Below are 22,094 nucleotides of genomic sequence, written 5' to 3'. Positions count from 1 at the left end.
CTCATGGCTATGCAATCACAAGATATTATTAAGCGTTCCGCGACCAACAGCATTACGCCGCCGCCCCAGGCCCGGGATTACCGCGCGGAAGTGGCAAAACTGATTGATGTCACCACCTGTATAGGCTGTAAAGGCTGCCAGGTGGCCTGCTCAGAGTGGAATGATATCCGCGACGAAGTCGGCTACTGCAACGGCGTGTACGACAATCCGACCGATCTCAGCGCCAAGTCCTGGACGGTGATGCGCTTTAGCGAAACGACCCAGAACGACAAACTCGAGTGGCTCATCCGCAAAGATGGCTGTATGCACTGCGCGGATCCAGGCTGTCTGAAAGCCTGCCCGTCCGCCGGGGCGATCATTCAGTACGCTAACGGAATTGTCGACTTCCAGTCTGAGCACTGCATTGGCTGCGGCTACTGCATTGCAGGTTGCCCGTTCAATATTCCCCGGCTTAATCCTGATGATAACCGGGTCTACAAATGTACGTTGTGCGTTGATCGGGTCAGCGTGGGCCAGGAACCAGCCTGCGTGAAAACCTGCCCGACAGGTGCTATTCAGTTTGGTACCAAAAAAGAGATGCTCAATGTAGCGGAAACTCGCGTGGCGCAGTTGAAAAAACGCGGCTATGCCAACGCGGGCATCTACAACCCGCAAGGGGTTGGCGGCACTCACGTGATGTACGTACTGCATCACGCAGACCAGCCGTCGCTGTACCACAACCTGCCGGACGATCCCCAAATTGCCACACCGGTGAACCTGTGGAAAGGGATCTTAAAACCACTCTCCGCCGCTGGATTTATCGCCACCTTTGCCGGGCTGATTTACCACTACGTGGGCGTCGGGCCGAACAAAGAGACGGATGATGATGAGGAGGAGAACGGTCATGAGTAAAAGCAAAATGATTCTGCGCACTAAATTCATCGACCGTGCCTGTCACTGGACGGTGGTGATAAGCTTTTTCCTGGTGTCGCTCTCCGGTATTGCGCTGTTCTTCCCGACGCTGCAATGGCTCACCGAAACCTTCGGCACACCGCAGATGGGGCGGATTCTGCATCCGTTCTTTGGGGTGATGATCTTCGTCGTGCTGATGTTTATGTTTGTCCGCTTTGTGCATCACAACATTCCCGATAAACAGGATCTCCCCTGGATTAAAGGGATTGTCGAGGTGCTTAAAGGCAATGAGCATAAAGTTGCTGACGTGGGGAAATACAACGCAGGTCAGAAAATGATGTTCTGGAGCATCATGAGCCTGATTCTGGTATTACTGGTTACCGGAGTGATTATCTGGCGGCCTTATTTTGCCCATTATTTTTCGATTGCCTTCGTTCGCTGGAGTTTGTTAATCCACGCGACAGCAGCCATTGTGCTGATCCACGCCATTCTGATCCATATGTATATGGCGTTTTGGGTGAAAGGTTCAATTAAAGGCATGATCGAAGGGAAAGTAAGTCGGCGTTGGGCGAAGAAACATCATCCTCGCTGGTATCGTGAGGTTGAACTTACTGAAAAAGAATCGCAGGAATTAGGCCCCAAATAAAAACCATAAGACCGCTGTTATTCAGCGGTCTTATTCTCTCAATTGCCCAGTGATATGCTGCGGCGCTGTGTGACCTGAATATCAGGTGAATAAAAAGGCTCCCCCATTCAATAATGCGTGTAAAAAGCCTATTTATTATCCCACCCGCAGCAAATCAGTAAAACGCGTGGTGTAACGCGGTGAGAGCATATCTCGCTTCATCGCCCACGGCTGTTGTATACCCTGCCCGGCAAACCAGAGCGTTCCTCGTCCTTTCTTATTTAGTCGATCCACCACCGTCATCAGCTCCACTGAGTTGCGCCGGGGGGCATTTTCATCAAAAAGATTCAGCTGCGCCACGCCAGAACTGAAAAAGTCCCCCAACATCACGCCAGCTTTTTGATAACGCAGACCTTCTCGCCAGATGGCGTCCAGACAATGCGTTGCCGCATTGATAATATCCCGGCTATCCTGGCTGGGGGTTAGCAAATTTACCGATCCGCTATTAGCGTAATAAGGTTCATTCGGTGCAAACGGGCTGGTTTTAATAAATGCAGAGATAAACCGACAATACTGGTGTTCCCCACGCAATTTTTCTGCCGCACGTGCGGCATAGGCGCAAATCGCTTCCCGCATGGCGTTGTAATCCGTAAGCCTCTCGCCAAACGATCGTGAGCAGATAATTTCCTGTTTCACCGGCGCAAACTCATCAAAACCCAGGCAAGGTTCGCCACGTAGTTCACGTACGGTGCGCTCCAGCACTACGCTGAAATGTTTGCGAATAAAACGAATGTCGGCCTCAGCCAGATCGCGTACTGTTTTAATGCCCATCGCGTCCAGTTTCTTGCTGATACGGCGACCCACTCCCCAGACTTCCTCAACCGAAAGCGCGGCCATCAGTTTACGCTGGCGCTCACTGTTCGAGAGATCCACCACACCGCCCGTCTGCTGTTGCCACTTTTTAGCTGCATGGTTTGCTAACTTTGCCAGGGTTTTGGTCTGGGCGATGCCGACCCCCACCGTGAGATGGGCTTTCTGTAAAATGCTAGTCCTCATATCCCGGCCAAAATCGGTAAGATCCCTGCAGTTTCGTACTCCCGTCAAATCGCAAAACGCTTCATCAATACTGTACATCTCCACGCGCGGGGACATTTCTTCCAGGATCGACATCACCCTGCGGCTCATATCCGCATACAACTCGTAGTTCGAACTAAAGCACGTCACACCGTAGCGCCGGAACAGATCCTTTTGTTTGAAATACGGCGCTCCCATTTGGACGCCAAGCGCTCTTGCCTCTGCACTGCTGGCAATGACGCAGCCATCATTGTTTGAGAGTACCACTACGGGTTTGCCAATGAGATCGGGCCGGAAGACCGTCTCACAGCTGGCGTAAAATGAATTAACATCAACCAGAGCAAACATCAGCGCAGAGCCTTCACAACGTACGTGACAACGCCGAACACATTCAGTGACTCTTCACTGCCAGGTACGATCGGAGCGTACGCGCTGTTCATGGGAAGAAGCTGCACCGTTGGACGGAGCTGAAGGCGTTTCACCGTGAACGCACCATCGACTGCCGCGATGATGATATCGCCATGCGTAGCCGTTACAGAACTGTCGACCACCAGTAAATCACCGTTATCAATTCCTCCCTCAATCATCGAATCCCCCGCCGCTTTCACGAAATACGTAGCGCTGGGATGCTGAATCATCAGTTCGTTCAGATCGATACACCGCTCAACATAATCCGCAGCCGGGCTGGGAAACCCGCACTGAACAAGGTCACTAAACAAGGGGATCGTAAATATTTCGCGGGGATCCGCAGGCGTGAGAAACAACATGATTACTCGTCCGACATTAACTGTATTTATATACAGTAGTTTTATCTGCGCAGTTGATCAAGCGGCTTTTTGTCGCGCTATTGCTATTCACCTGAATTATAACGATTAGCGTATTACACAAAGGTAGTGCACACGGGAAGAAATGCCCTGCTAAAATAATCAGCTAAAAAAATGCCCCGCTTTTGCGGGGCGCGAAGTCAGGAGCGCTTGCGCGGCATCATGCGTAGCAACGTATTATCTTTCCAGAAATAGTGATGAAGTAAAGCGGCGGCGGCATGCAGAGCAATGACAAAATAGCCCAGATTTGCCAGCGTCACGTGCCAGGATTTCAGCATATCCACTAAATCAAAGTTGGCTTCTGCCGCATGCGGCATGACGATGCCAAAGGCGATCCACGGATTACCCCGGTTGTACATCATCACCAGACCAATAATCGGCAGTACGATAAACAGCAGATAGATAACCAGATGTCCAAGATGCGCCATGCCGGTCATCATTGGTTTCGGCTTTGGCACAATTGGCGGGGTCGGATACTTAAGTCTGACCAGCAGACGCGCCACCATCAGCGTTAAAATTGTGATGCCGCAAGACACGTGCACCATGTTGAACCAGGGACGATAGCTGCGCGGGAAAAACCCACGAAACTCCATGGCACTGTAGGCCACAATGACCAACAAAAAGACCAGCCAGTGGATGCCAATTTGCAGGCCTGAATACTTATTCCCCATAACACTTCCTGAGTAAAAACAATAATGCGTCAACATAACCAGCTTTTGTTAAAAATTCATTAACTTTTGTTCATCCCTTTTCAGTCAGTTACGTTTAACCGCAAAAACAGCTATTGCCCCTGTAGCCTGACTGGACTATGCCTGGTAGGGAAAATATGTCGTACCGCTTCATCCTGACAGGAGAAAACCATGAGTAAGATTGGCATTAACGGTTTTGGTCGTATCGGTCGTCTGGTATTGCGTCGACTGCTGGAAGTCAAAAGCAGCGTGGAGGTTGTTGCCATTAACGATCTGACCTCGCCAAAAATTCTCGCCTATCTGTTAAAACACGATTCAAACTACGGCCCGTTCCCCTGGAGCGTCGACTTTACCGAAGACGCGTTGATTGTCGATGGTAAAAAAATTGCCGTTTACGCTGAAAAAGAGGCCAAAAGCATCCCGTGGAAAACCACGGGCGCAGAGATAATCATCGAATGTACCGGCTTTTATACCTCGACAGAAAAAGCGCAAGCCCACCTGGATGCCGGTGCTAAAAAAGTCCTGATCTCCGCCCCAGCCGGTGATATGAAGACCATTGTCTTTAACGTCAACGACGACACGATGGATGCAAGCGATCAGATTATCTCTGTCGCGTCGTGCACCACTAACTGCCTGGCACCGATGGCGAAAGCACTGCACGATAACTTCGGTATTCAGCTTGGCACCATGACCACCATTCACGCCTATACGGGCACGCAATCGCTGGTTGATGGCCCGCGAGGTAAAGATCTACGCGCCTCACGCGCGGCGGCAGAGAATATCATTCCGCACACCACCGGAGCGGCGAAGGCCATCGGTCTGGTTATTCCGGCGCTGAGCGGAAAATTGAAAGGCCATGCCCAGCGCGTGCCGGTTAAGACAGGGTCCGTCACCGAGCTGGTTTCTGTTTTAAGCAAAAAAGTCACCGCCGAGGAGATCAACGACGCGTTGAAAATGGCGACGCTGAATAACGAATCATTCGGCTATACCGATGAGGAAATTGTCTCATCCGATGTCATTGGATCTCATTTTGGTTCGGTATTTGATGCCACTCAAACTGAGATTACCGAAGTGGGCGATCTGCAACTGGTAAAAACCGTCGCCTGGTACGATAACGAATACGGTTTTGTCACCCAACTGATTCGTACACTGGATAAATTTATCAAGCTCTAAAGCGCTGGCGGAGGGAAACCTCCGCCATAAAACGCGAATGATTTAGGGCAGAAAAACTCAGGACTGCAGATAAACCACCTGCGTTTGCAGATATTCGTTCAGACCATGCTTACCGTCTGCCCCGCCAATCCCGGACTTACGCCAGCCCGCGTGGAAGCCCTGCATCGCCTCGAAATTTTCGCGATTGATGTAGGTTTCGCCAAATTTCAGCCCCTTAATCGCCTTCATCGCCGTGTTCAGGTTTTGCGTGTAAATCGATGAGGTCAGACCGTAGTCGCTGTCGTTGGCCATCGCAATGGCCTCATCCAGCGAGTCAAACGACACCACCGGTAGCACCGGGCCAAATGTCTCTTCGTGCATAATCGCCATTTCCTGACGCACATCCAGCAGCAACGTTGGTGGGTAGTAATAGCCCTTCCCCTCAACCGCTTTGCCACCCAGCACCACGCGGGCGCCTTCCTGCACTGCGCGCGCAACTTTCTGCTCCACGCGCTCCCGTGCTGCGGCGTTAATCAGCGGCCCCATCGAAATGTCATTACGTTCCGCCGGATTGCCAAACTGTACGGCTTTCATCGCCTCGCCCAGGCGATTAACAAACTGGTCATAAATGCCTTTCTGGACGTACACGCGTTCGGCGCAGTTACATACCTGCCCGGTATTAATCACGCGGGAGTCAACAATCGCCTTCACGGCCAGCTCAAGATCTGCATCATCCATCACAATCGCCGGGGCTTTGCCGCCCAGCTCCAGACACACTTTGGTGATGTTTTTCGCCGCTGCCGCCATGATTTTCTCACCGGCCACCACGCTGCCGGTCATGCTGACCATTGCCACTTTCGGGTTCCCGGCCAGCTCTTGCCCCACCGTTTCGCCACGTCCGAGCACCAGGTTAAACACCCCGCGCGGTAGACCGATGTCATCGACAATTTTGGCGAAGGCGATGGCGTTGTTCGGCGTAAACTCGCTCGGCTTAATGACGATGGTATTCCCCGTCAGCAAGGCGGGAGCCAGCTTACGGGCGATCAGGAAAAACGGGAAATTCCACGGCAGAATGCCCGTGGTCACGCCAAGGGCGCGTTTAAACAGCAGGATGTTTTCGCCTGGACGATCGCTCTGCAGGATCTCACCTTCATAGCGACGCGCCCACTCCGCCATGTAATCGATATAGTCGGCGGTAAACGAGACTTCGACATCCGCCAGTTGCTGGATTTTTCCGCCTTCTGCCACGATCAGCGCGCTGATTTCACCGGCGCGTTCACGGATCCCGGCCGAAATCTTGCGTAACCAGGCGGCGCGTTCAATGGCGGGTAGCGCCTCCCATTCAGGCTGGGCGCGATGTGCGGCGTCGATAGCCTTGCGCGCATCCTCGGCACGGCCATCAGGGATACGGGAAATCACCTCTTCCGTCGCCGGATTGACGACATCAATCCAGGCGTCATCGTGCCAGGTCACAAACTGCCCATCGATATACATAGGATGCTGTACGGGTACTGACATGCGCTTCTCCTGTGATTGATTTGTTTTTAACAAGTAAAACTATTGTTAATTAATATCAATCATGCATAACACATTGCCACTGCGATGGTGGTTCTGTGAGCCGCTTCATAAAAGCGTCAGGCAACGTCGTCGTGAAGGGAAAAAAATGGCGGGATGAATGCCCGTTTGCACAAAAAAAACCACAAACGGGCAGCGGAGATTACAAAGAACGGCTGTTCAATAAGTCAATCAGCGCGACGTCGTGTTGCAGATGTAACCACGCATCCTCAACGACCTGCGGGATATCCACATGCGCAATAAAATCACGGCCACGGGGCCCATAGCCGGCTTCATCGTCACGCAGACGCGGAAGCTCACCAGTAATGAGAGACAGGTAACGATCAACCGACCATAGACCTTCGGCGGTCGGTGCAAAATCCACGCCGTCGCCCTGCTCAGTCAACTCAGGGACAAAACCGGGGAAGCTGAGCCAACGCGGAGCCTGCGGATCGTCACGCGTGACGCGTTCAAATGTCGCCATGGTGCGGCGCTGCATGGTCGGGTCCTGCACCACGATGACGGTCTCCATGGTTTGGGCCGCCTGGCGCAGTAACGCACAGCTAAACCGGGCGTTCTCCCCACAGTTAGTAGACTGATTCTCCACCCAAATTTTCTCACCGGGAATGTGCCAGAATTGATGCGCGATATCGGCAAGGATCGCCGCTTCCGCGCGACCGGTAGTACGAATCGTGTGGTAGCGTGGATGCTGAGCGATAGCGGCATACAGAAAGGTTGTGGAGTGACCGATACCGCCGCTAATCAGCAAGGGAACCTGTTGCTCTTTCGCTACCCGACAGGCTGCATCGATAGTCGGGATCACTGCGTTCCCGGCCAGAATCACGCAATCTGCCTGAACCGTGATATTTTCAGCGAAATCATTTTGCGCCAGCCATTGCCCCACGGTGTTAATCGCCGCAAGGGTGGTAGAGGAAAGTGGCGGAAACTGTCTCATGTTCATGACTCCTGGAGTTTATTCTTTACCGGGTACAGATGCCGGATGGCGACTACGCCTTATCCGGCCTACGTTCCAGCACTGCGTTAACCCGTAATCTGCTCCATTGCCTGCAGGATTCGCTTATCCGAAATCGGATACGGCGTGCCAAGCTGCTGGGCAAAGTAGCTGACGCGCAGCTCTTCTATCATCCAGCGGATCTCTTTGACATCGTCATCTTCGCGACGCGCAGGCGGCAGTTTATTGAACCACTGCTGCCAGGCCTGCTGCACGCTGTCCACTTTCAGCATCTGCGCGCGATCGCGGTGCGGATCGATAGCCAGTTTCTCCAGCCGTTTTTCAATCGCCTGTAAATAACGCAGCGTATCGCCCAAACGCTTGAAGCCGTTACCGGTGACGAATCCACGGTAGACCAACCCGCCCATTTGCGCTTTGATATCCGAAAGCCCCAGCGCCATGGTCATATCCACGCGACCTTTCAGGCGTTTGTTAATATTGAACACCGCCGTCAGGATCTGTTCGACCTGTTTGGCAATCTCCACCACGGTGTCGTTCAGTTCGGCACGCACTTTCTCGTGCAGCGCGGCAAAACCTTCTTCCGTCCATACCGGGCCGCCGTTGGCGTCGATCAGCCGATCCACACCGCAGGAAATGCAGTCATCAATCAAATCCAGCACTTTGCCATACGGGTTAAAGTACAACCCCAGCTTGGCTTTGTTCGGCAGCTTCTCGTGCAGATACTTAATCGGCGACGGAATATTCAGCAACAACAGGCGGCGTAAACCGCTCCACATCGCCTGCTGTTGTTCCAGCGGGTTATCAAACAATTTGATAGCCACGCTGTCGCGTTCATCCACCAGCGCTGGCCACGCTTTGACTTTATAGTTGCCGCGTTTTTGCTCATAGCTTTCCGGCAACTGACCGAAACTCCAGATGTGCAGCCCGCTCTGTTCGATACCGTCATCCGCCACCGCCGACAGCGTCTCCTGAACTTTGCCCTTCAACAGGTCTTTCAGCGCCTGTAACGAACGCCCTTCCTGCAGCTTCTTGTTTTTATCGTCCACCACCCGGAAGGTGATTTTCAGGTGATCGGGCACCTGATCCCAATGCCAGTCGTCGCGGTCTACAGTAACGCCGGTCATCCGGCGCAGTTCACGTTCCAGCGAGTCCAGCAACGGCAGTTCCAGCGGCGTCACGCGGCCTAAAAACGCTTCCGCGTAGTTTGGCGCGGGCACAAAGTTACGCCGCACCGGCTTCGGCAACGATTTAATCAGGGCGATCACCAGTTCACGACGCAGCCCCGGAATTTGCCATTCAAACCCGGCCTCTTCGACCTGATTTAACAGCGGCAGCGGAATATGTACGGTCACACCGTCGGCGTCAGCGCCGGGTTCAAACTGATAACTCAACCGCAGCTTGAGATTGCCCTGATGCCAAAAGTTCGGGTAATCCAGCTTGCTGATTTTCTCCGCGCCCTCTTTGATGAGCATGCTCTTTTCAAAGTTGAGCAGATCCGGCGTCTCGCGGCTGACCTTTTTCCACCAGTTATCAAAATGACGGGCAGAAACCACATCATGGCTGATGCGCTGGTCGTAAAACTCAAACAACGTTTCATCATCGACCAGGATATCGCGGCGGCGTGATTTGTGTTCTAACTCCTCCACTTCCGCCCGCAGCTTGAGGTTATCGCGGAAAAACGCATGGCGCGTTTGCCAGTCGCCTTCCACCAGCGCATGACGAATAAACAGTTCGCGCGACAGCGCAGGGTCTATCTGGCTGTAGTTCACCTTACGGGCGGCGACAATCGGCAAACCGTAGACGGTGACTTTTTCTGTCGCCATCACCGCGCCCTGCGCGCGCTCCCAGTGCGGTTCACTGTACGCGCGTTTGATCAGATGCTGGGCGACCGGCTCCACCCACTCGGGATCGATGCGCGCGGCAATACGTCCCCACAGTCGGCTAGTTTCCACCAGCTCAGCAACCATCGTCCATTTTGGCGGTTTTTTGAATAAGCCGGAACCAGGGAAGATCGAGAAACGGGCGTTACGCGCGCCGGTAAATTCCTGCTTATCGGCATCTTTCATCCCAATATGCGACAGTAAACCGGTCAGCAGCGCGACGTGGATCTCCCGATACTCAGCGGGTTCGCTGTTAACCGGAATGCCGAGCTCTTTCACCACCTGACGCAACTGGGTGTATACATCCTGCCACTCACGCACGCGCAGATAGTTGAGGAAGTCGAGCTTGCACTGACGGCGGAACTGATTCGACGACAGCGCTTTTTGCTGCTCACCGAGATAGTTCCACAAATTCACAAATGCGAGGAAATCGGACTCTTTGTCGTGGAAACGACGGTGCTTTTCGTCGGACGCCTGCTGTTTGTCCATCGGGCGCTCGCGCGGATCCTGAATGGACAGCGCCGAGGTAATGATCATCGCCTCGCGCACGCAGCCATGTTTTTGCGCTTCCAGCACCATTCGAGCCAGGCGCGGGTCCACCGGCAGCTGCGACAGCTGGCGGCCCAACGGAGTCAGTTTATACGCTGTTTGCTGCTCATCGGTAGTGATCGCACCCAGCTCTTCCAGCAGGCGCACGCCGTCCTGAATATTGCGTTTATCCGGCGCTTCAACGAACGGGAACGCGGCAATATCGCCCAACCCCAGCGCGGTCATTTGCAGAATAACCGACGCCAGGTTGGTACGCAGAATTTCCGGGTCGGTAAACTCCGGGCGCGACAGGAAGTCGTCTTCGGAATACAGACGAATACAGATCCCTTCCGATACACGACCGCAGCGGCCTTTACGCTGGTTGGCAGAAGCCTGTGACACCGGCTCGATCGGCAGACGCTGGACCTTAGTGCGGAAACTGTAGCGGCTGATACGCGCAGTGCCCGGGTCAATGACGTACTTGATGCCAGGCACGGTCAGCGAGGTTTCCGCCACGTTAGTCGCCAGCACGATGCGCCGTCCGCTGTGCGACTGGAACACGCGGTTTTGCTCACTGTTAGAGAGGCGCGCATACAGCGGCAACACTTCCGTATGACGTAAATCCAGCTTATTCAGCGCATCGGCGGTATCGCGAATTTCGCGCTCACCGCTCATGAAGATCAGGATATCGCCCTGACTTTCACGTCCCAGTTCATCCACTGCGTCGAAAATGGCCTGCAGTTGGTCGCGTTCGGTGTCGTCCGCGTCTTCGACAATCGGGCGATAGCGCACTTCTACCGGGTACGTTCGCCCGGACACTTCGATAATTGGCGCGTTATTGAAATGCTTTGAAAAACGCTCCGGATCGATGGTCGCCGAAGTGATGATGATTTTGAGATCCGGGCGACGCGGCAGCAGTTCTTTCAGATAGCCGAGCAGAAAGTCGATGTTCAGGCTGCGTTCGTGGGCCTCATCGATGATGATGGTGTCGTACTGCATCAGCAGCCGATCCTGCTGAATTTCAGCCAGCAGAATACCGTCCGTCATCAGCTTAACCATGGTGTTATCACTCACATGGTCGCTGAACCGCACCTTATAGCCAATACAGCCGCCCGGTTCGGTTTGCAACTCTTCGGCGATACGATTCGCTACGGTGCGCGCCGCCAGACGACGCGGCTGGGTATGACCGATAAGCCCCTTCACCCCGCGCCCCAGTTCCATACAGATTTTCGGTAACTGGGTGGTTTTACCAGAGCCGGTTTCCCCGGCAACAATCACCACCTGATGGTCGCGAATGGCTTCCAGGATGTCCTGTTTTTTCTGACTGACGGGCAGGTTTTCCGGGTAGCTAATGTCCGGTCGCGCCGCTTCGCGCAGCACAACTTTACCGGCTGCCTGTTCAATCTCTTTCGCCATCTCCTGGTAAATGGCCTGTTGTGCATCAGGATTTTTAACCTTCTTCACGCCGTGCAGACGGCGGGCAAAACGCTGTCTGTCGCGCAGCATCAACGATTCCAGCTGGTTCTGCAACATAGCGAAGGTGATTTTTTGTTGTTCTGTCATAGCGTTAGAGGGCAGTGCTCTGCCGGGTTAAATCTCTTTAAGATGATAGGTATAGATTACCACATCGGCGCTTTTCATGTGTTGTTCAATAATTTCGAACATAGGATTCGATATATTGCGCTATCACTGCGGCAGGATTGTGAATAGAGTGTCAACAAGCAACGGGGCATATCCCCCTTCAAACACATAAAAGGAAACACCCATGAGCAAAGTATTAGTTCTCAAATCCAGTATTCTGGCAGGGTACTCTCAGTCTGGTCAGTTGTCTGATTATTTTGTTGAACAGTGGCGTGAAAAGCACTCTGCTGACGAAATCACCGTTCGTGACCTGGCGGCAAATCCTGTTCCAGTGCTGGATGGCGAACTGGTGGGTGCGATGCGTCCGAGCGACACGCCGCTGACGCCGCGTCAACAGGAAGCGCTGGCGCTGTCCGATGAGCTGATTGCTGAGCTGAAAGCCCATGACGTGATTGTTATCGCCGCGCCGATGTATAACTTCAACATCCCGACGCAGCTGAAGAACTACTTCGACCTGATTGCCCGTGCTGGCGTTACCTTCCGTTATACCGAGAAAGGCCCGGAAGGTCTGGTAACCGGTAAACGCGCAGTGATCGTGACCAGCCGTGGTGGTATCCATAAAGATACACCGACCGACCTGGTGACTCCGTATCTGTCTACTTTCCTGGGCTTTATCGGCATCACCGACGTGAACTTCGTGTTCGCTGAAGGTATCGCTTACGGTCCGGAAGTGGCTTCCAAAGCGCAGTCCGATGCCAAAGCCGCTATCGACAGCGTCGTTGCTGCCTGATGATTCACCCTCTCACCATCCGGTGGGAGGGTTTCTTATCCACACTTACTTCTTTGCCCGCATCTGCTTGCCGTGAATGCGATTAATATCACGCCAGATGGTTGCATAGTCCCTGCACTTCGCCACATTCTCTTCCCAACAATGGCGCAAAAATTGTTCCGGCTCCGCGACATCCCGGCTTAACAGTTTGAATACCCAACGATTCCAGACATACCACTTGAGAAGCCACATGATTTCACTCCAGGAGACACCGGAGGGGGAATATATCAGTATCAACACTGCGTCGTGTGGCAACTATTGCGCTGCTGCAAACGCTATACCAGCACTATCAGCCAGGCCACCCACAACGCAACAACCCAATAAAGCGTGCGCCGAAACTGCGTCAACGCCCCCGCCTGACGCTCGACCAGGGTTAGAGTCCTCAGCCTGTCGCGCCGCCAGATAACATAAAGAGCCTCTCCGGCCTGCGCGTTGTTTTGCTCAGTGAGCAGCGAGAAGTAGCGATCGTCAAGCCACAGTCGCCAGCAGCCAAACCAGACGCAGGCACACAGCAGCGCAATAACCGCGCGGAGCACACCTGACTGCGCGACAAAAATCAGCCACACCATCGGCGGGATGCTAAAAATCAGAATGAAGCGCCAGCTTGCCAGCGTGTGTCGCAGCAAATCGCGTTGCAGCGCCTCATCATTTGTTACACTGTCACTTTTTGTTGCCATTGTTGCAGCATCTCCAGATGTTTATCCGTCAGCACCACCTGCGCCCGACGCGCGCGAATATACGCCACCGCCTGCTCCGCCGTTGCTACATGACCATATTGCAACAGCCACGCGCCAACCACCATCGCACTGCGCGACAGCCCCAGCGCGCAGTGAACCAGCACCGTCCCCTGCTCTTTACGCAGCGTTTCCAGCCTGTCCACAGCCCGTTGTAATTCGCCGTCGTCCGGGATCACCAGATCCAACATCGGTACGCAAGAGTAAGCTCGCATAGCAGTAGCACGCCCACGCGCAAACTCAAAGGTGAGGTCCAGCAGCGCATTTTGTTCAGGAGCGCGGCGCGGGAAGCTGCCGAGGAACACGCCTGCAGCTATCTGACTCACCGGCGGCAGATGGCGGGTAAACCCGCGCATCGACAGCCACATTCCGATTCGCCACGGCAGCGTCAACCCATACACGGCGGGCGGTAGTCGGCCCTGCTCATCTTTCCCCGTAGTCGCTGCGCCGAATCCACCATAGCCGTAGCTCACCATCAACAACGATATGGCAGGCCACAGCAGCCAGGGCGTCAACCATATGCCAGCGATAAGGCACAACACGGCCCCCAACAGATAGCGGCGCATCAGCCTTAATCGCGCCGCATCCGGTTTGCTCCAGCGCCAGCGACGTTGTTCCGGCACCATCCAGTCAATCAGCATGCCTGCCGCCAGACCGGTGATGATATCGATAAAATGATGCTGCCAAGTGGTCAGTACCGACACGGCAATCAGTAAGAACCAAGCGTCGCACAGCCTGCGCCAGCCGCCGTTGAGGCGATGACTGAAATGTCGCCACAGCAGCCAGCAGAGAATAATATGCAGCGACGGCGACTGGTTGTAGGGCAAGTCGAACTGTTCAAGCTGGGCAAACAGCCAGCCTGCCGCGCCGCTGACTTCAGGACGCGTAAAACTAAACTGAAGCGGGAACAGCAAAAAACCGGCGCAGGCGATAACCGATGCCAGTATCAGACGCAGCACCAGCCGCCGCTGTTCAAAGCGCGTAGCGCAAACAAACAGCGACAACCCGTAAAACAGATCCAGACTCCAGTAAGGAAGAATGGTCCACGGAAGAAAGGGAATGGCGGACTCCCAGTCAAACACGATACTGCCGACGTTATCATGCTGCGCGTCCTGCCAGGCCGTAAACTGGTTAACCTTGCCATAGGTAAGGAAGAAAAAAGGAGCCAGCAACAATAACCAGCCAACCGCCTGTACCAGCACCTTACGACGTTCAGTCCCCACGCCGAACCGCCATGGAGACAGTGAAAATCCCCCATTCATCAATCAGCTGCGTGCACTTATCAAAACCGGCTTCTCGCACCAGCGCATCCATTTCTCCCTGAGTACGCACGCGCATCACCCAGGCTTTGCCATCTTTGTGGCTGGTCAGCGACCAGGCGATGGTTTTTAACTGCGGATGCCAGGGTTGGCCGGTGTAGATCAGCACGCCTCCCGGGGCTATCGCGTCAGCCAGACCGGCGAGCGAATTGCGTACCAGCGTGTTCTCGGGAAAGAGTTCATATAAACCCGAGACAATACCCAGCGTGGGACGAGGTTCCAGCGACGCCAGCTGCTCGCGGTTGAAGGCATCGCCCTGCTCGAAACGGGCAATCTCAGCCATGCCGCGGCTGGCGATCATCTCGCTGCCTTTCTTAACGTTCAGTTCGCTGTAATCACGCAGCAAAATCGAATTGACCGCCGCTTCGCCTTCCAGTGCGTCGAGCACATAGCGCCCGTGTCCAGCGGCGATATCGACCACATGCACCGCGCTTTCCTGCTCTGCAAGTTGCGCCACCGCCTGGCGGATCAGCATCTGCAAATGCACCTTACGCTGGCGGATCCCCTTCCAGCCGACGCTGTTCAGGTAGTTTTTGTCAATCAAGCGCCCCAGCGCGCTGCTGCCCTGAGGCTGGTTGCGATAGACATAATCCAACGTACTGCCCGAATCAAAGCCGGTCTCAAATCCCAGACGAACGCCCGTTGATTGCGTCCCGAGTAATTTCATCCCATAGCGCAGGCCACGGTAGGCAATATCGTCGAGCGAATACGGCGCAGGCCCGCCGCTCAGCATCCGCCAGCTATCCGCACCGGGGCTCCAGCGGTCTTCGTGAGTGTAATCAAAACGCTGCGGCTGCATCGCGTACAGCGTATCGATAAAATCGCGCATTTTGTCAAACGCCAGATGCCGATCCTTCTCGCCCAGCGTGTCGTGATAAAACCCCGGCAGCACGTGCAGTTCTTTGAGCGGGTTTCTCAGGCGCTGGTAAAAATCAATCTGCGGCTGGCGATGTACCACAAAATCGTCCCCGGAAACCAACAGCTGTACCGGCAAGGTAATGGCGCTGGCATCGCTGACAATACGTTCCGCAGTGCTATAGAGATCGAGCAAGATATTCACCGCAATCGCCCGGGTGATATGTTTATCCTGGTTGAAGCTCGCCACACGCTCAGGATCGTGCGTCAGGTATTTGCCCTTGACGTAGGAGTTGACGAAAAACAGGCCGCGCAGGCGATGCATTAACGCCAGCCCCGGACGGGCAAACGGCACATACAATTTGACTTTGAACGCAGGTGACGCCAGCACCAGCCCGCGAATAGAAGGCGCATAATCATGAGCCCAGGTCGCCGCCAGCACCGCACCCACGCTTTGCGCCACCACCACCACATCTTCCATTGCGGCCTGGCTGTCGGCGGCGGCAAAACGCACAAACTCGTCGACATCCTGCACCGAACGCGCCAGCGACGGGCTATAGCCGCGTTGGCCCGGCGACTGCCCGTGACCACGCGCATCCCAGGCATAGAACGCGGTGTCCGGCATCGCCAGTTCATCCACAATGTGCTGCAAACGCCCGGAATGTTCGTGCCCGCGATGAAACAGGACGATCACTTTGGGCGCAGAACCTGCCGCTAATGCCGGCCAGTGGCGGAAAAACAGCGCGGTGTTGTCGCTGGTCAAAAACGGGCGTTCATCCGGCACTCGAGTGTTAGTCATGAGGGTGCTGTCCTGTGATTTGTTGCTGAAGCAGCAACAACTGCTGCCTGAGATCGTTCATGAAAACGTGTTTATCGCTATCGGCGGCCAACGGCCTGCCAATGTTGACGTCAATAAACAGCGGCAGAGGAATACGATTCCCCTTCGCCATCACGTGCTCCGTGCCGCGCAGCCAGACGGGAATAATCGGCACTTCCGGCATGCGCTGGCTGAGATGCCAGACACCGGATTTCAGCGGGGCCAGTAGTCCCGGTTCACCACGCGTCCCTTCCGGGAAAAGGATCAAGATTTTGCCGTCGCGTAATGCTTGTTCACACTGCGCCAGCGGGTTGGTTTCGCCCCCCTGACGCGTAATCGGAATAATGTTGAGAATATTGAGAGCAAACCAGGCCATCCATTTATTACGCAGAAAATAGTCAGCCGCCGCCACCGGATGGATGGCCCCCTGACGGCGCAGCGGAAACAGCGACAGCAGCGCAAAAACATCCATATGGCTGTTATGATTCGCCACCACGATCGCCGGCCCTTGCTTCGGCAATCGATCCCGGTGTTTGACGCGCAGCCCAAGCCACAGCCAGATCACCGGCCAGACGATGCACAGCGTAAACAGCGTTCGCAGAAATGAATTAATCATAAGTTAGTAGTAAAAGTAGCGAATGAAGTGGAAAAACACCGGGGCGGTGAAAATCAGTGAATCCAGCCGATCGAGAATACCGCCATGACCGGGCAACAGCGTACCGCTGTCTTTCACGCCAATGTCGCGCTTAATAGCCGACATCACCACATCGCCACAGAAGCCGCTGATCCCGATAATAAACCCTGCCAGCATCGCCATCGGTATGCTTAATGGCGTCATTAGCGGTCCCAGCAGCGCCGCCGCCAGCGTGGTGGTCGCCACACCGCCGACCAGTCCCGCCAGCGTTTTGTTGGGGCTGACCTTTGGGATCACCTTGATGCGGCCCATTGATTTGCCCCACAGGTATTGCGCAATGTCGTTGAATTCCGTTAAGCCGACGAGGAAAAGCACCAGCAGCGCGCCGGTCTGCTTGCCGTCCGCGGGCAGCACCAGCAAAAATGCCACGTGGCTGAACGCAAATACGGTGGTCATCAGGCTCCAGTGATGCTGGGAGGCGTAGCGTAAAAATCCCTGGGTGTCGCCGGCGATCGCCATGCGGACAGGCAAGAATAAAAATGCATATACCGGGATAAACACCACAAACATGCCGTACCAGTTGATGCCAATCAGCCAGTAGTTAACAGGAATAGCAATAAACATCCACAATAGCGGCATACGATCGGTCTGGCGCGACGGGGCCAGCGTTAAAAACTCCTTTAACGCCATAAAGCTCACCAGCGCGAAGAAGGTCAACGCCAGCCAATGCGGGCTTAAGATAGCCAGTGAAAACAGAACAATGATCACCCACCAGGTGCGAATACGCAGCGTCAGCTCGCGCCAGTTTTTATCCGGACGCCGCCATACCAGCAGACCGTTCACCAGCGTCGCAATCAGCAGCAGGGCAAAAATCACCGCCAGCGATTTTTCCAGCAGCATCATTTTGCCCCCTCTTCACGTAATGCACTCTTGCAGCGGTTAACGACCGTCCACAGCAGCAATACTGTGGCAATGCCCCAAACGATATTGTTCCACTGCACCAGCTGCGGCCACAGCGCCAGCGCCAGAGCCCATGCACCGAACACCAGCGCCCTGTCGCTTTTGCCCAGCGGCCCGGCATAGCTGCGTACGCCATTTATCGTTTGCGCCAGCACGCCGCAGAACTCCGTCATTAGCGCACAAAACAGCATGACCAGCACCAGCAGCGCGTTGCTGCCAGGGAGCAGCATAAAGGGCAGATACAGCGCGAGGTCGGAGAGAATATCCCCGGTTTCATTCAGGATCGCTCCCAGGCGGGATTGTTGATTGCATTCCCGCGCCAACATGCCGTCCAGCGCATTGAGCGCCATGCGCACAAACAATACGATAGGCAGCAGCACGAAGAGTTCGGGGTGGGGGAAAAGAAACAGCACCGCGCCGGTCACAAAAGAAAGCGCCATCGCGGCAAGGGTAACGTGATTAGCCGTGACGCCTTTTTTGTATAACCAGAACATGAACGGGCGTAAAAGGGCCTGAAAGGCAGGCTTTATCTGATAAAGCGTCATCATCACTCCTTGATAATTTGTTGGTTCAATTATAGTGGGTCAATTAGCCATTGCCTGCCTGATACGTCCCAATTGATTAAAATTCAGATTACTTTTTCAACCACTTCCCGTTAATACCCTGTACGTATTCCCCTGGTTTAGCGCGAGCCACCAGCTTAAGACCTGCCATTTTTGCTACTTCATCGACGGGAATATTGTTACTTTCGGCCAGCTGTTGGTAGCTGGCGCTACGCGCCTTGTTAATCTCACTCACCAGCGTCTGGGTTTCAGCATCTGTCTTCAATGCCACAAGGTAGCCGTTGAGCGTTTCACCCACCCGCCCCTGGGTTCTGGCGTCTGCCAGAGTCAGGGCAAAGGCGTTAGCGCTCAACAAGCTCAGCAGCAATATGGTCACTTTTAGCTGTTTTTTCATCGTCACCTCAGAATAAATCACTACGTGATTTCAACAGGCTCTCGACGTCTTTATCGACTTTGATATGGATCTCATGCTCGATTTTGACGTTCATATTGATGGTGATGGGTTCTTTCGGCGCTGCAACTTCAATGCGCGGGGTGCACCCTACCAGCAAAGATGACGCCAGCAATCCCAGCATGGCCGCGATAGTTTTCATTGTTGTTCCTCACATTCCTTGCCTTCCAGGCAATGGGTTTCGGGCAGCGCTGCATTTTGCTCAAGCCATGCCTGTAAATTGTCGCCAAAACGCAAACTGCGCCATAACGTAAAGACGTTTTCTTCATGGGTGTAATTCAAATTCACCGTTCCCACTTTGCCATCCACCCGGCTATTACCGGTGACGGCAGCCTGCATGGTTAACACGCCGAGGTTATCCAGATTAATTTTTGTCCAGGAGTGGGTAATTTCCATATAGCGGAGCCAGTTAATCGCTGCACCAGCCGCCATATTATCTTTGACTACCGCATCCGCTGTGTCTTTGTCGATACGCAGCGTCATCGGTCCCGGGTTGGTCAGCCAGCCGTCTTTGATAATCCATTTTTCATTGTTTAACCATAACGGCAGTGCGCCGCTGACCGGGCCGGACATGGCAAATTGTTTGGGATTAACCGCGCTGATAAGCTCGCTGGAAGAGATATCCTGCACCCGCACCAATGCCGGATCGTGCTGCGGCATACGCAGTTGTTGCATCACCACCTTGCCACCCAGCAAGTCGGCGCTGACATCGCTCAACAGTAATGGATTATCTTCACTCCAGGGATAGCCGCCCTGCAGATCGGCGGTGATATTTTTCACCGTAACCTGATTCACCACTTCCGCAATGCGTAATGAAATCGGCCCACGCGTGCCCAGTTGCCATGCCCCTTCACTAAAACGGAACGGCAGCACAAAATCGACGCCATTAATCTGGTTATCGGGCATCCAGGCGCTACCGCTTTTTAATACCCCATGACCGCCGGCCTCAAAACCCTGTTCCGGGGCGGCGGAGAAAGCAACCTGGGCATACAGTTCACCTTCACGCAGGTTCATCTTCCAGTCAGGTGGCACCAGCGGCTGGAAGACGGTGAGCGATTGTTTTGGCCACCAGGCCTGACCACGCAGGCGGATCCCGTCCCAGCGACCGTTCAACTGGACCGGGCCAATTGCGCCAGCGTGCAGCTGCCCTTTGAACTGGAATATCGTCGGGTCGGTCCCTTCAACGCTGAACTTCAGGGTTGAAGGCGGCAGAGTACTGCCCCCGGAGAAGGTGGTTTTTCCGGCGTCCAACGACAGCGCGCCACTAAAGGTCGGCTGCGCCGCGTCCCGCACCCACACGATCGGTTCATCCATTACCAGACGCGGATTCTCCACTTTCATGGTGCCGTATTGCAGATGATCGAATCCGGTAGAAAGATCAAAAAGTTTGATGGTATTGTCGTGCCATTCGCCCTTGCCCGCCACATCCCAGCGGGCATGCATCGGCGTAAAACTGCCTTCGCCCCAATATCGCCACTGCCAGCGACCGGCGTCAGGCAGGAAATCATTAGCCAGACCATCGAGATGCAGTTCAAAGCCGCCCATCTGGTTTTCATGAGCGCGTAAAATAGCCTGTAAGCGCCCGTCCACTCCACGCTGGGTCACCTTGACACCGGCCAGCGGCCAGCGGATTTCGTCAATATCCAGCGAGTTAATAATCCGTCCACGGGAACGCAGCAGCGCGCCTGGCTCAAAAGCCAGCTGCGGATCGTTCAGACTGCCGCTAAGCTTAGCAGGTAGCATCGCGTAAAAAATCAGGTCGCCTTGCTTCGCCTCGCCGGTTAACTGCAGCGGCATATCGCTGTTATCCATGCTGAGCGTGCCTGGACCAAGGGTTAACACCGCGTTTCCCTTGCCCGCATCGCCCTGCGTCAGAATGTTCAAACGCCCGCTCACTACCGCGTTTTCCACTCCGGCCTGCCAGTTTTCAACTTTCACGCCCAGCCGACCACTTAACGGAAATCCCTGATAGGGCCAGTTCCAGCGTCCGTCGCTGATAGTCAGCTGCTGGCGGGTGATTTCCCATGGGAGATCCAGCAACGGATCGGCATTGTCCCGCGCCATCACGATCAACTGCCCGCTGTTTTCGCGCCATTCCAGCTCCGCATCTACAAGCGTTGGCTCCTGCGGCAGGCTAAGGGTCGCAACCGCATGCCCCTCCACCGGCAGCCCGTCGGGCACCAGCGGCATGGTAAACTCACCCACCAGTTTCACCGGCGGTTGCCCCTCAACGGCCGCAACCGCCAGTTCGCTTACCGTAAGATTTTGCCCGTGCAGACGCCCCTGGAATTTGACCTTTTCACCCTGATAACTCACCTGCTGAATGGCAGACGTCAGCGAGAGCGACAGCTTGCCCTGCCACTCCTGCCATGGAGAAAGAATGAGTTTATCGATGTTAATCCAGGTGTTGGGCAGCATAGATTGCCATTCTGCCAGCGTTTTTGGCGCAGCGGGCGATGGCTCCGTCTGCGGCAGTTTGGCCAGGCAGGCGGAATCCAGTTCAATACTGCCGACGTTTAGTAACCAACGGCTGGGATGCGACAAATCGGCCTGAGTGATACGCGCTAGCGGGCAATCATCGACCAGGTAGCGGAGTTCGGGAATATGCAGTCCGTGCCGGGTAAGCCGCGGACTCTCATCCATCGCAATGCGCGTACCGACAGGCAACCAGATGCCCGCCAGCGTAGGTACCCACAGACCCAGCGTCATCAACAACGTCAGCGGCACAAGGGTCAGCAATAAGAGTAGCGCCAATACGGCTTTATATTTACCCTTCATGGGTAGTTAATATCCTGATTTAGCAAAAATTTAAGCCGGTTTCGGCTTGTATTGTGGCATGTTTAGCTAAGCATGCCCACATTAAGAATAGGTGCCACCAAAACATTCAGATTATTTATAAACAGTGAATTATTCGGAAAATAATTTTTAATTCAATAAGATAGATGAGAGTTTGATATGGCACGCTGTTACGCGTGCCGTCAGGAATGATTTCAACACAGGAGCGGAAAAATGTAGACATCAATGATGTCTCAGTTGTCCATCGCTGTGTTTAGGTCCTATACGACCGGCCTCTATCAGAATTTCCTCTATAAGTTCTTCAAGACACTCCTTGCCATGATGATCACAGACAAGATGCACCTGCCGGGAAATCTCTTCAGACT

20 protein-coding genes are annotated in these 22,094 nt (G+C 54.4%); 4 read left to right on the top strand and 16 right to left on the bottom strand.

The annotated features are described in order from the left end of the window. Positions 1–3: 3 nt before the first annotated feature. Both fdxH and fdnI read left to right on the top strand, forming a co-directional pair. Positions 4–891, top strand: a complete 888-nt coding sequence (fdxH, locus tag JQ822_RS06350) for a formate dehydrogenase subunit beta (RefSeq protein WP_213132728.1) — start codon at positions 4–6, stop codon at positions 889–891. After that, entirely contained in the window at positions 884–1,537 is a 654-nt protein-coding gene (fdnI, locus tag JQ822_RS06345; RefSeq protein ID WP_213132727.1) for a formate dehydrogenase-N subunit gamma, read from the top strand. Before fdxH ends, fdnI begins: the two co-directional genes overlap by 8 nt. A 135-nt stretch (positions 1,538–1,672) precedes the next feature. Here fdnI and JQ822_RS06340 read toward each other — a convergent pair whose 3' ends face one another. The 3 genes from JQ822_RS06340 to cybB all read right to left on the bottom strand — a co-directional run bounded on the left by JQ822_RS06340 (position 1,673) and on the right by cybB (position 4,085). Then, on the bottom strand, positions 1,673–2,938 hold the full coding sequence (locus JQ822_RS06340) for a Y-family DNA polymerase (RefSeq protein ID WP_213132726.1): 1,266 nt from the start codon (positions 2,936–2,938) through the stop codon (positions 1,673–1,675). Beyond that, positions 2,938–3,357 (bottom strand): translesion error-prone DNA polymerase V autoproteolytic subunit, encoded by a 420-nt coding sequence (locus JQ822_RS06335; RefSeq protein WP_213132725.1) that lies wholly within the window; start codon positions 3,355–3,357, stop codon positions 2,938–2,940. The genes JQ822_RS06340 and JQ822_RS06335 overlap by 1 nt, the downstream gene beginning before the upstream one ends. 197 nt (positions 3,358–3,554) lie before the next feature. Further along, positions 3,555–4,085, bottom strand: a complete 531-nt coding sequence (gene cybB / locus JQ822_RS06330; protein ID WP_213132724.1) for a cytochrome b561 — start codon at positions 4,083–4,085, stop codon at positions 3,555–3,557. Between the two features lie 189 nt (positions 4,086–4,274). Here cybB and gap point away from each other — a divergent pair, with 189 nt between their 5' ends. Continuing rightward, positions 4,275–5,276 carry a type I glyceraldehyde-3-phosphate dehydrogenase gene (gene gap / locus JQ822_RS06325; protein WP_213132723.1) on the top strand — a complete coding sequence of 334 codons (1,002 nt, stop codon included), beginning with the start codon at positions 4,275–4,277 and terminating at the stop codon, positions 5,274–5,276. A 57-nt stretch (positions 5,277–5,333) separates the two neighbouring features. Here gap and aldA read toward each other — a convergent pair whose 3' ends face one another. The 3 genes from aldA to hrpA all read right to left on the bottom strand — a co-directional run bounded on the left by aldA (position 5,334) and on the right by hrpA (position 11,753). Further along, the gene (gene aldA, locus JQ822_RS06320; protein WP_213132722.1) at positions 5,334–6,773 is read right to left on the bottom strand and encodes an aldehyde dehydrogenase; all 1,440 of its coding nucleotides are present in this window, start codon (positions 6,771–6,773) and stop codon (positions 5,334–5,336) included. A 199-nt stretch (positions 6,774–6,972) separates the two neighbouring features. Further along, positions 6,973–7,764: a YdcF family protein gene (locus JQ822_RS06315; protein WP_274608434.1), complete on the bottom strand. Its 792-nt coding sequence runs from the start codon at positions 7,762–7,764 to the stop codon at positions 6,973–6,975. Positions 7,765–7,850: 86 nt separating this feature from the next. Then, on the bottom strand, positions 7,851–11,753 hold the full coding sequence (gene hrpA / locus JQ822_RS06310) for an ATP-dependent RNA helicase HrpA (protein WP_213132720.1): 3,903 nt from the start codon (positions 11,751–11,753) through the stop codon (positions 7,851–7,853). 202 nt (positions 11,754–11,955) lie between these two features. Here hrpA and azoR point away from each other — a divergent pair, with 202 nt between their 5' ends. Further along, the gene (gene azoR / locus JQ822_RS06305; RefSeq protein ID WP_135321916.1) at positions 11,956–12,561 is read left to right on the top strand and encodes an FMN-dependent NADH-azoreductase; all 606 of its coding nucleotides are present in this window, start codon (positions 11,956–11,958) and stop codon (positions 12,559–12,561) included. Between the two features lie 45 nt (positions 12,562–12,606). Here azoR and JQ822_RS06300 read toward each other — a convergent pair whose 3' ends face one another. The 10 genes from JQ822_RS06300 to JQ822_RS06255 all read right to left on the bottom strand — a co-directional run bounded on the left by JQ822_RS06300 (position 12,607) and on the right by JQ822_RS06255 (position 21,711). After that, a complete protein-coding gene (locus JQ822_RS06300; protein WP_213132719.1) occupies positions 12,607–12,792 on the bottom strand; it encodes a hypothetical protein in 186 nt (61 codons plus the stop codon). 83 nt (positions 12,793–12,875) lie between these two features. Further along, positions 12,876–13,277, bottom strand: a complete 402-nt coding sequence (locus JQ822_RS06295; RefSeq protein ID WP_213132718.1) for a hypothetical protein — start codon at positions 13,275–13,277, stop codon at positions 12,876–12,878. Beyond that, positions 13,253–14,557, bottom strand: coding sequence for a phosphatase PAP2/dual specificity phosphatase family protein (locus tag JQ822_RS06290; protein WP_342344229.1), 1,305 nt, complete (start codon positions 14,555–14,557; stop codon positions 13,253–13,255). The genes JQ822_RS06295 and JQ822_RS06290 overlap by 25 nt, the downstream gene beginning before the upstream one ends. Beyond that, the gene (locus JQ822_RS06285; protein WP_213132716.1) at positions 14,547–16,307 is read right to left on the bottom strand and encodes a bifunctional alpha/beta hydrolase/class I SAM-dependent methyltransferase; all 1,761 of its coding nucleotides are present in this window, start codon (positions 16,305–16,307) and stop codon (positions 14,547–14,549) included. The genes JQ822_RS06290 and JQ822_RS06285 overlap by 11 nt, the downstream gene beginning before the upstream one ends. Beyond that, entirely contained in the window at positions 16,300–16,938 is a 639-nt protein-coding gene (locus JQ822_RS06280) for a lysophospholipid acyltransferase family protein (protein ID WP_446715006.1), read from the bottom strand. The genes JQ822_RS06285 and JQ822_RS06280 overlap by 8 nt, the downstream gene beginning before the upstream one ends. Before the next feature lie 6 nt (positions 16,939–16,944). Further along, positions 16,945–17,862 (bottom strand): phosphatidate cytidylyltransferase, encoded by a 918-nt coding sequence (locus JQ822_RS06275; protein WP_213132714.1) that lies wholly within the window; start codon positions 17,860–17,862, stop codon positions 16,945–16,947. Beyond that, positions 17,859–18,464, bottom strand: coding sequence for a CDP-alcohol phosphatidyltransferase family protein (locus tag JQ822_RS06270; RefSeq protein WP_213132983.1), 606 nt, complete (start codon positions 18,462–18,464; stop codon positions 17,859–17,861). The genes JQ822_RS06275 and JQ822_RS06270 overlap by 4 nt, the downstream gene beginning before the upstream one ends. Before the next feature lie 88 nt (positions 18,465–18,552). Next, on the bottom strand, positions 18,553–18,876 hold the full coding sequence (locus JQ822_RS06265; protein WP_213132713.1) for a YdbL family protein: 324 nt from the start codon (positions 18,874–18,876) through the stop codon (positions 18,553–18,555). Positions 18,877–18,883: 7 nt separating this feature from the next. After that, a complete protein-coding gene (locus JQ822_RS06260) occupies positions 18,884–19,075 on the bottom strand; it encodes a YnbE family lipoprotein (RefSeq protein ID WP_003020350.1) in 192 nt (63 codons plus the stop codon). Continuing rightward, complete coding sequence (locus tag JQ822_RS06255; RefSeq protein WP_213132712.1) at positions 19,072–21,711, bottom strand: YdbH family protein; 2,640 nt, start codon at positions 21,709–21,711, stop codon at positions 19,072–19,074. The genes JQ822_RS06260 and JQ822_RS06255 overlap by 4 nt, the downstream gene beginning before the upstream one ends. Between the last annotated feature and the right edge of the window lie 383 nt (positions 21,712–22,094).

The organism is Citrobacter sp. FP75 (assembly GCF_018342065.1).
GTDB lineage: Bacteria > Pseudomonadota > Gammaproteobacteria > Enterobacterales > Enterobacteriaceae > Citrobacter.
Note: the sequence above shows the minus strand (reverse complement) of the source record. Positions and strands in the feature narration are given on the sequence as shown.

Excerpts from the sequence above, each read along its gene's own strand:
- fdxH (WP_213132728.1), top strand. The coding sequence starts at position 4 with ATGGCTATGCAATCACAAGATATTATTAAGCGTTCCGCGACCAACAGC.
- fdnI (WP_213132727.1), top strand. The coding sequence starts at position 884 with ATGAGTAAAAGCAAAATGATTCTGCGCACTAAATTCATCGACCGTGCC.
- JQ822_RS06340 (WP_213132726.1), bottom strand. The coding sequence starts at position 2,938 with ATGTTTGCTCTGGTTGATGTTAATTCATTTTACGCCAGCTGTGAGACG.
- JQ822_RS06335 (WP_213132725.1), bottom strand. The coding sequence starts at position 3,357 with ATGTTGTTTCTCACGCCTGCGGATCCCCGCGAAATATTTACGATCCCC.
- cybB (WP_213132724.1), bottom strand. The coding sequence starts at position 4,085 with ATGGGGAATAAGTATTCAGGCCTGCAAATTGGCATCCACTGGCTGGTC.
- gap (WP_213132723.1), top strand. The coding sequence starts at position 4,275 with ATGAGTAAGATTGGCATTAACGGTTTTGGTCGTATCGGTCGTCTGGTA.
- aldA (WP_213132722.1), bottom strand. The coding sequence starts at position 6,773 with ATGTCAGTACCCGTACAGCATCCTATGTATATCGATGGGCAGTTTGTG.
- JQ822_RS06315 (WP_274608434.1), bottom strand. The coding sequence starts at position 7,764 with ATGAGACAGTTTCCGCCACTTTCCTCTACCACCCTTGCGGCGATTAAC.
- hrpA (WP_213132720.1), bottom strand. The coding sequence starts at position 11,753 with ATGACAGAACAACAAAAAATCACCTTCGCTATGTTGCAGAACCAGCTG.
- azoR (WP_135321916.1), top strand. The coding sequence starts at position 11,956 with ATGAGCAAAGTATTAGTTCTCAAATCCAGTATTCTGGCAGGGTACTCT.
- JQ822_RS06300 (WP_213132719.1), bottom strand. The coding sequence starts at position 12,792 with ATGTGGCTTCTCAAGTGGTATGTCTGGAATCGTTGGGTATTCAAACTG.
- JQ822_RS06295 (WP_213132718.1), bottom strand. The coding sequence starts at position 13,277 with ATGGCAACAAAAAGTGACAGTGTAACAAATGATGAGGCGCTGCAACGC.
- JQ822_RS06285 (WP_213132716.1), bottom strand. The coding sequence starts at position 16,307 with ATGACTAACACTCGAGTGCCGGATGAACGCCCGTTTTTGACCAGCGAC.
- JQ822_RS06275 (WP_213132714.1), bottom strand. The coding sequence starts at position 17,862 with ATGATGCTGCTGGAAAAATCGCTGGCGGTGATTTTTGCCCTGCTGCTG.
- JQ822_RS06270 (WP_213132983.1), bottom strand. The coding sequence starts at position 18,464 with ATGACGCTTTATCAGATAAAGCCTGCCTTTCAGGCCCTTTTACGCCCG.
- JQ822_RS06265 (WP_213132713.1), bottom strand. The coding sequence starts at position 18,876 with ATGAAAAAACAGCTAAAAGTGACCATATTGCTGCTGAGCTTGTTGAGC.
- JQ822_RS06260 (WP_003020350.1), bottom strand. The coding sequence starts at position 19,075 with ATGAAAACTATCGCGGCCATGCTGGGATTGCTGGCGTCATCTTTGCTG.
- JQ822_RS06255 (WP_213132712.1), bottom strand. The coding sequence starts at position 21,711 with ATGAAGGGTAAATATAAAGCCGTATTGGCGCTACTCTTATTGCTGACC.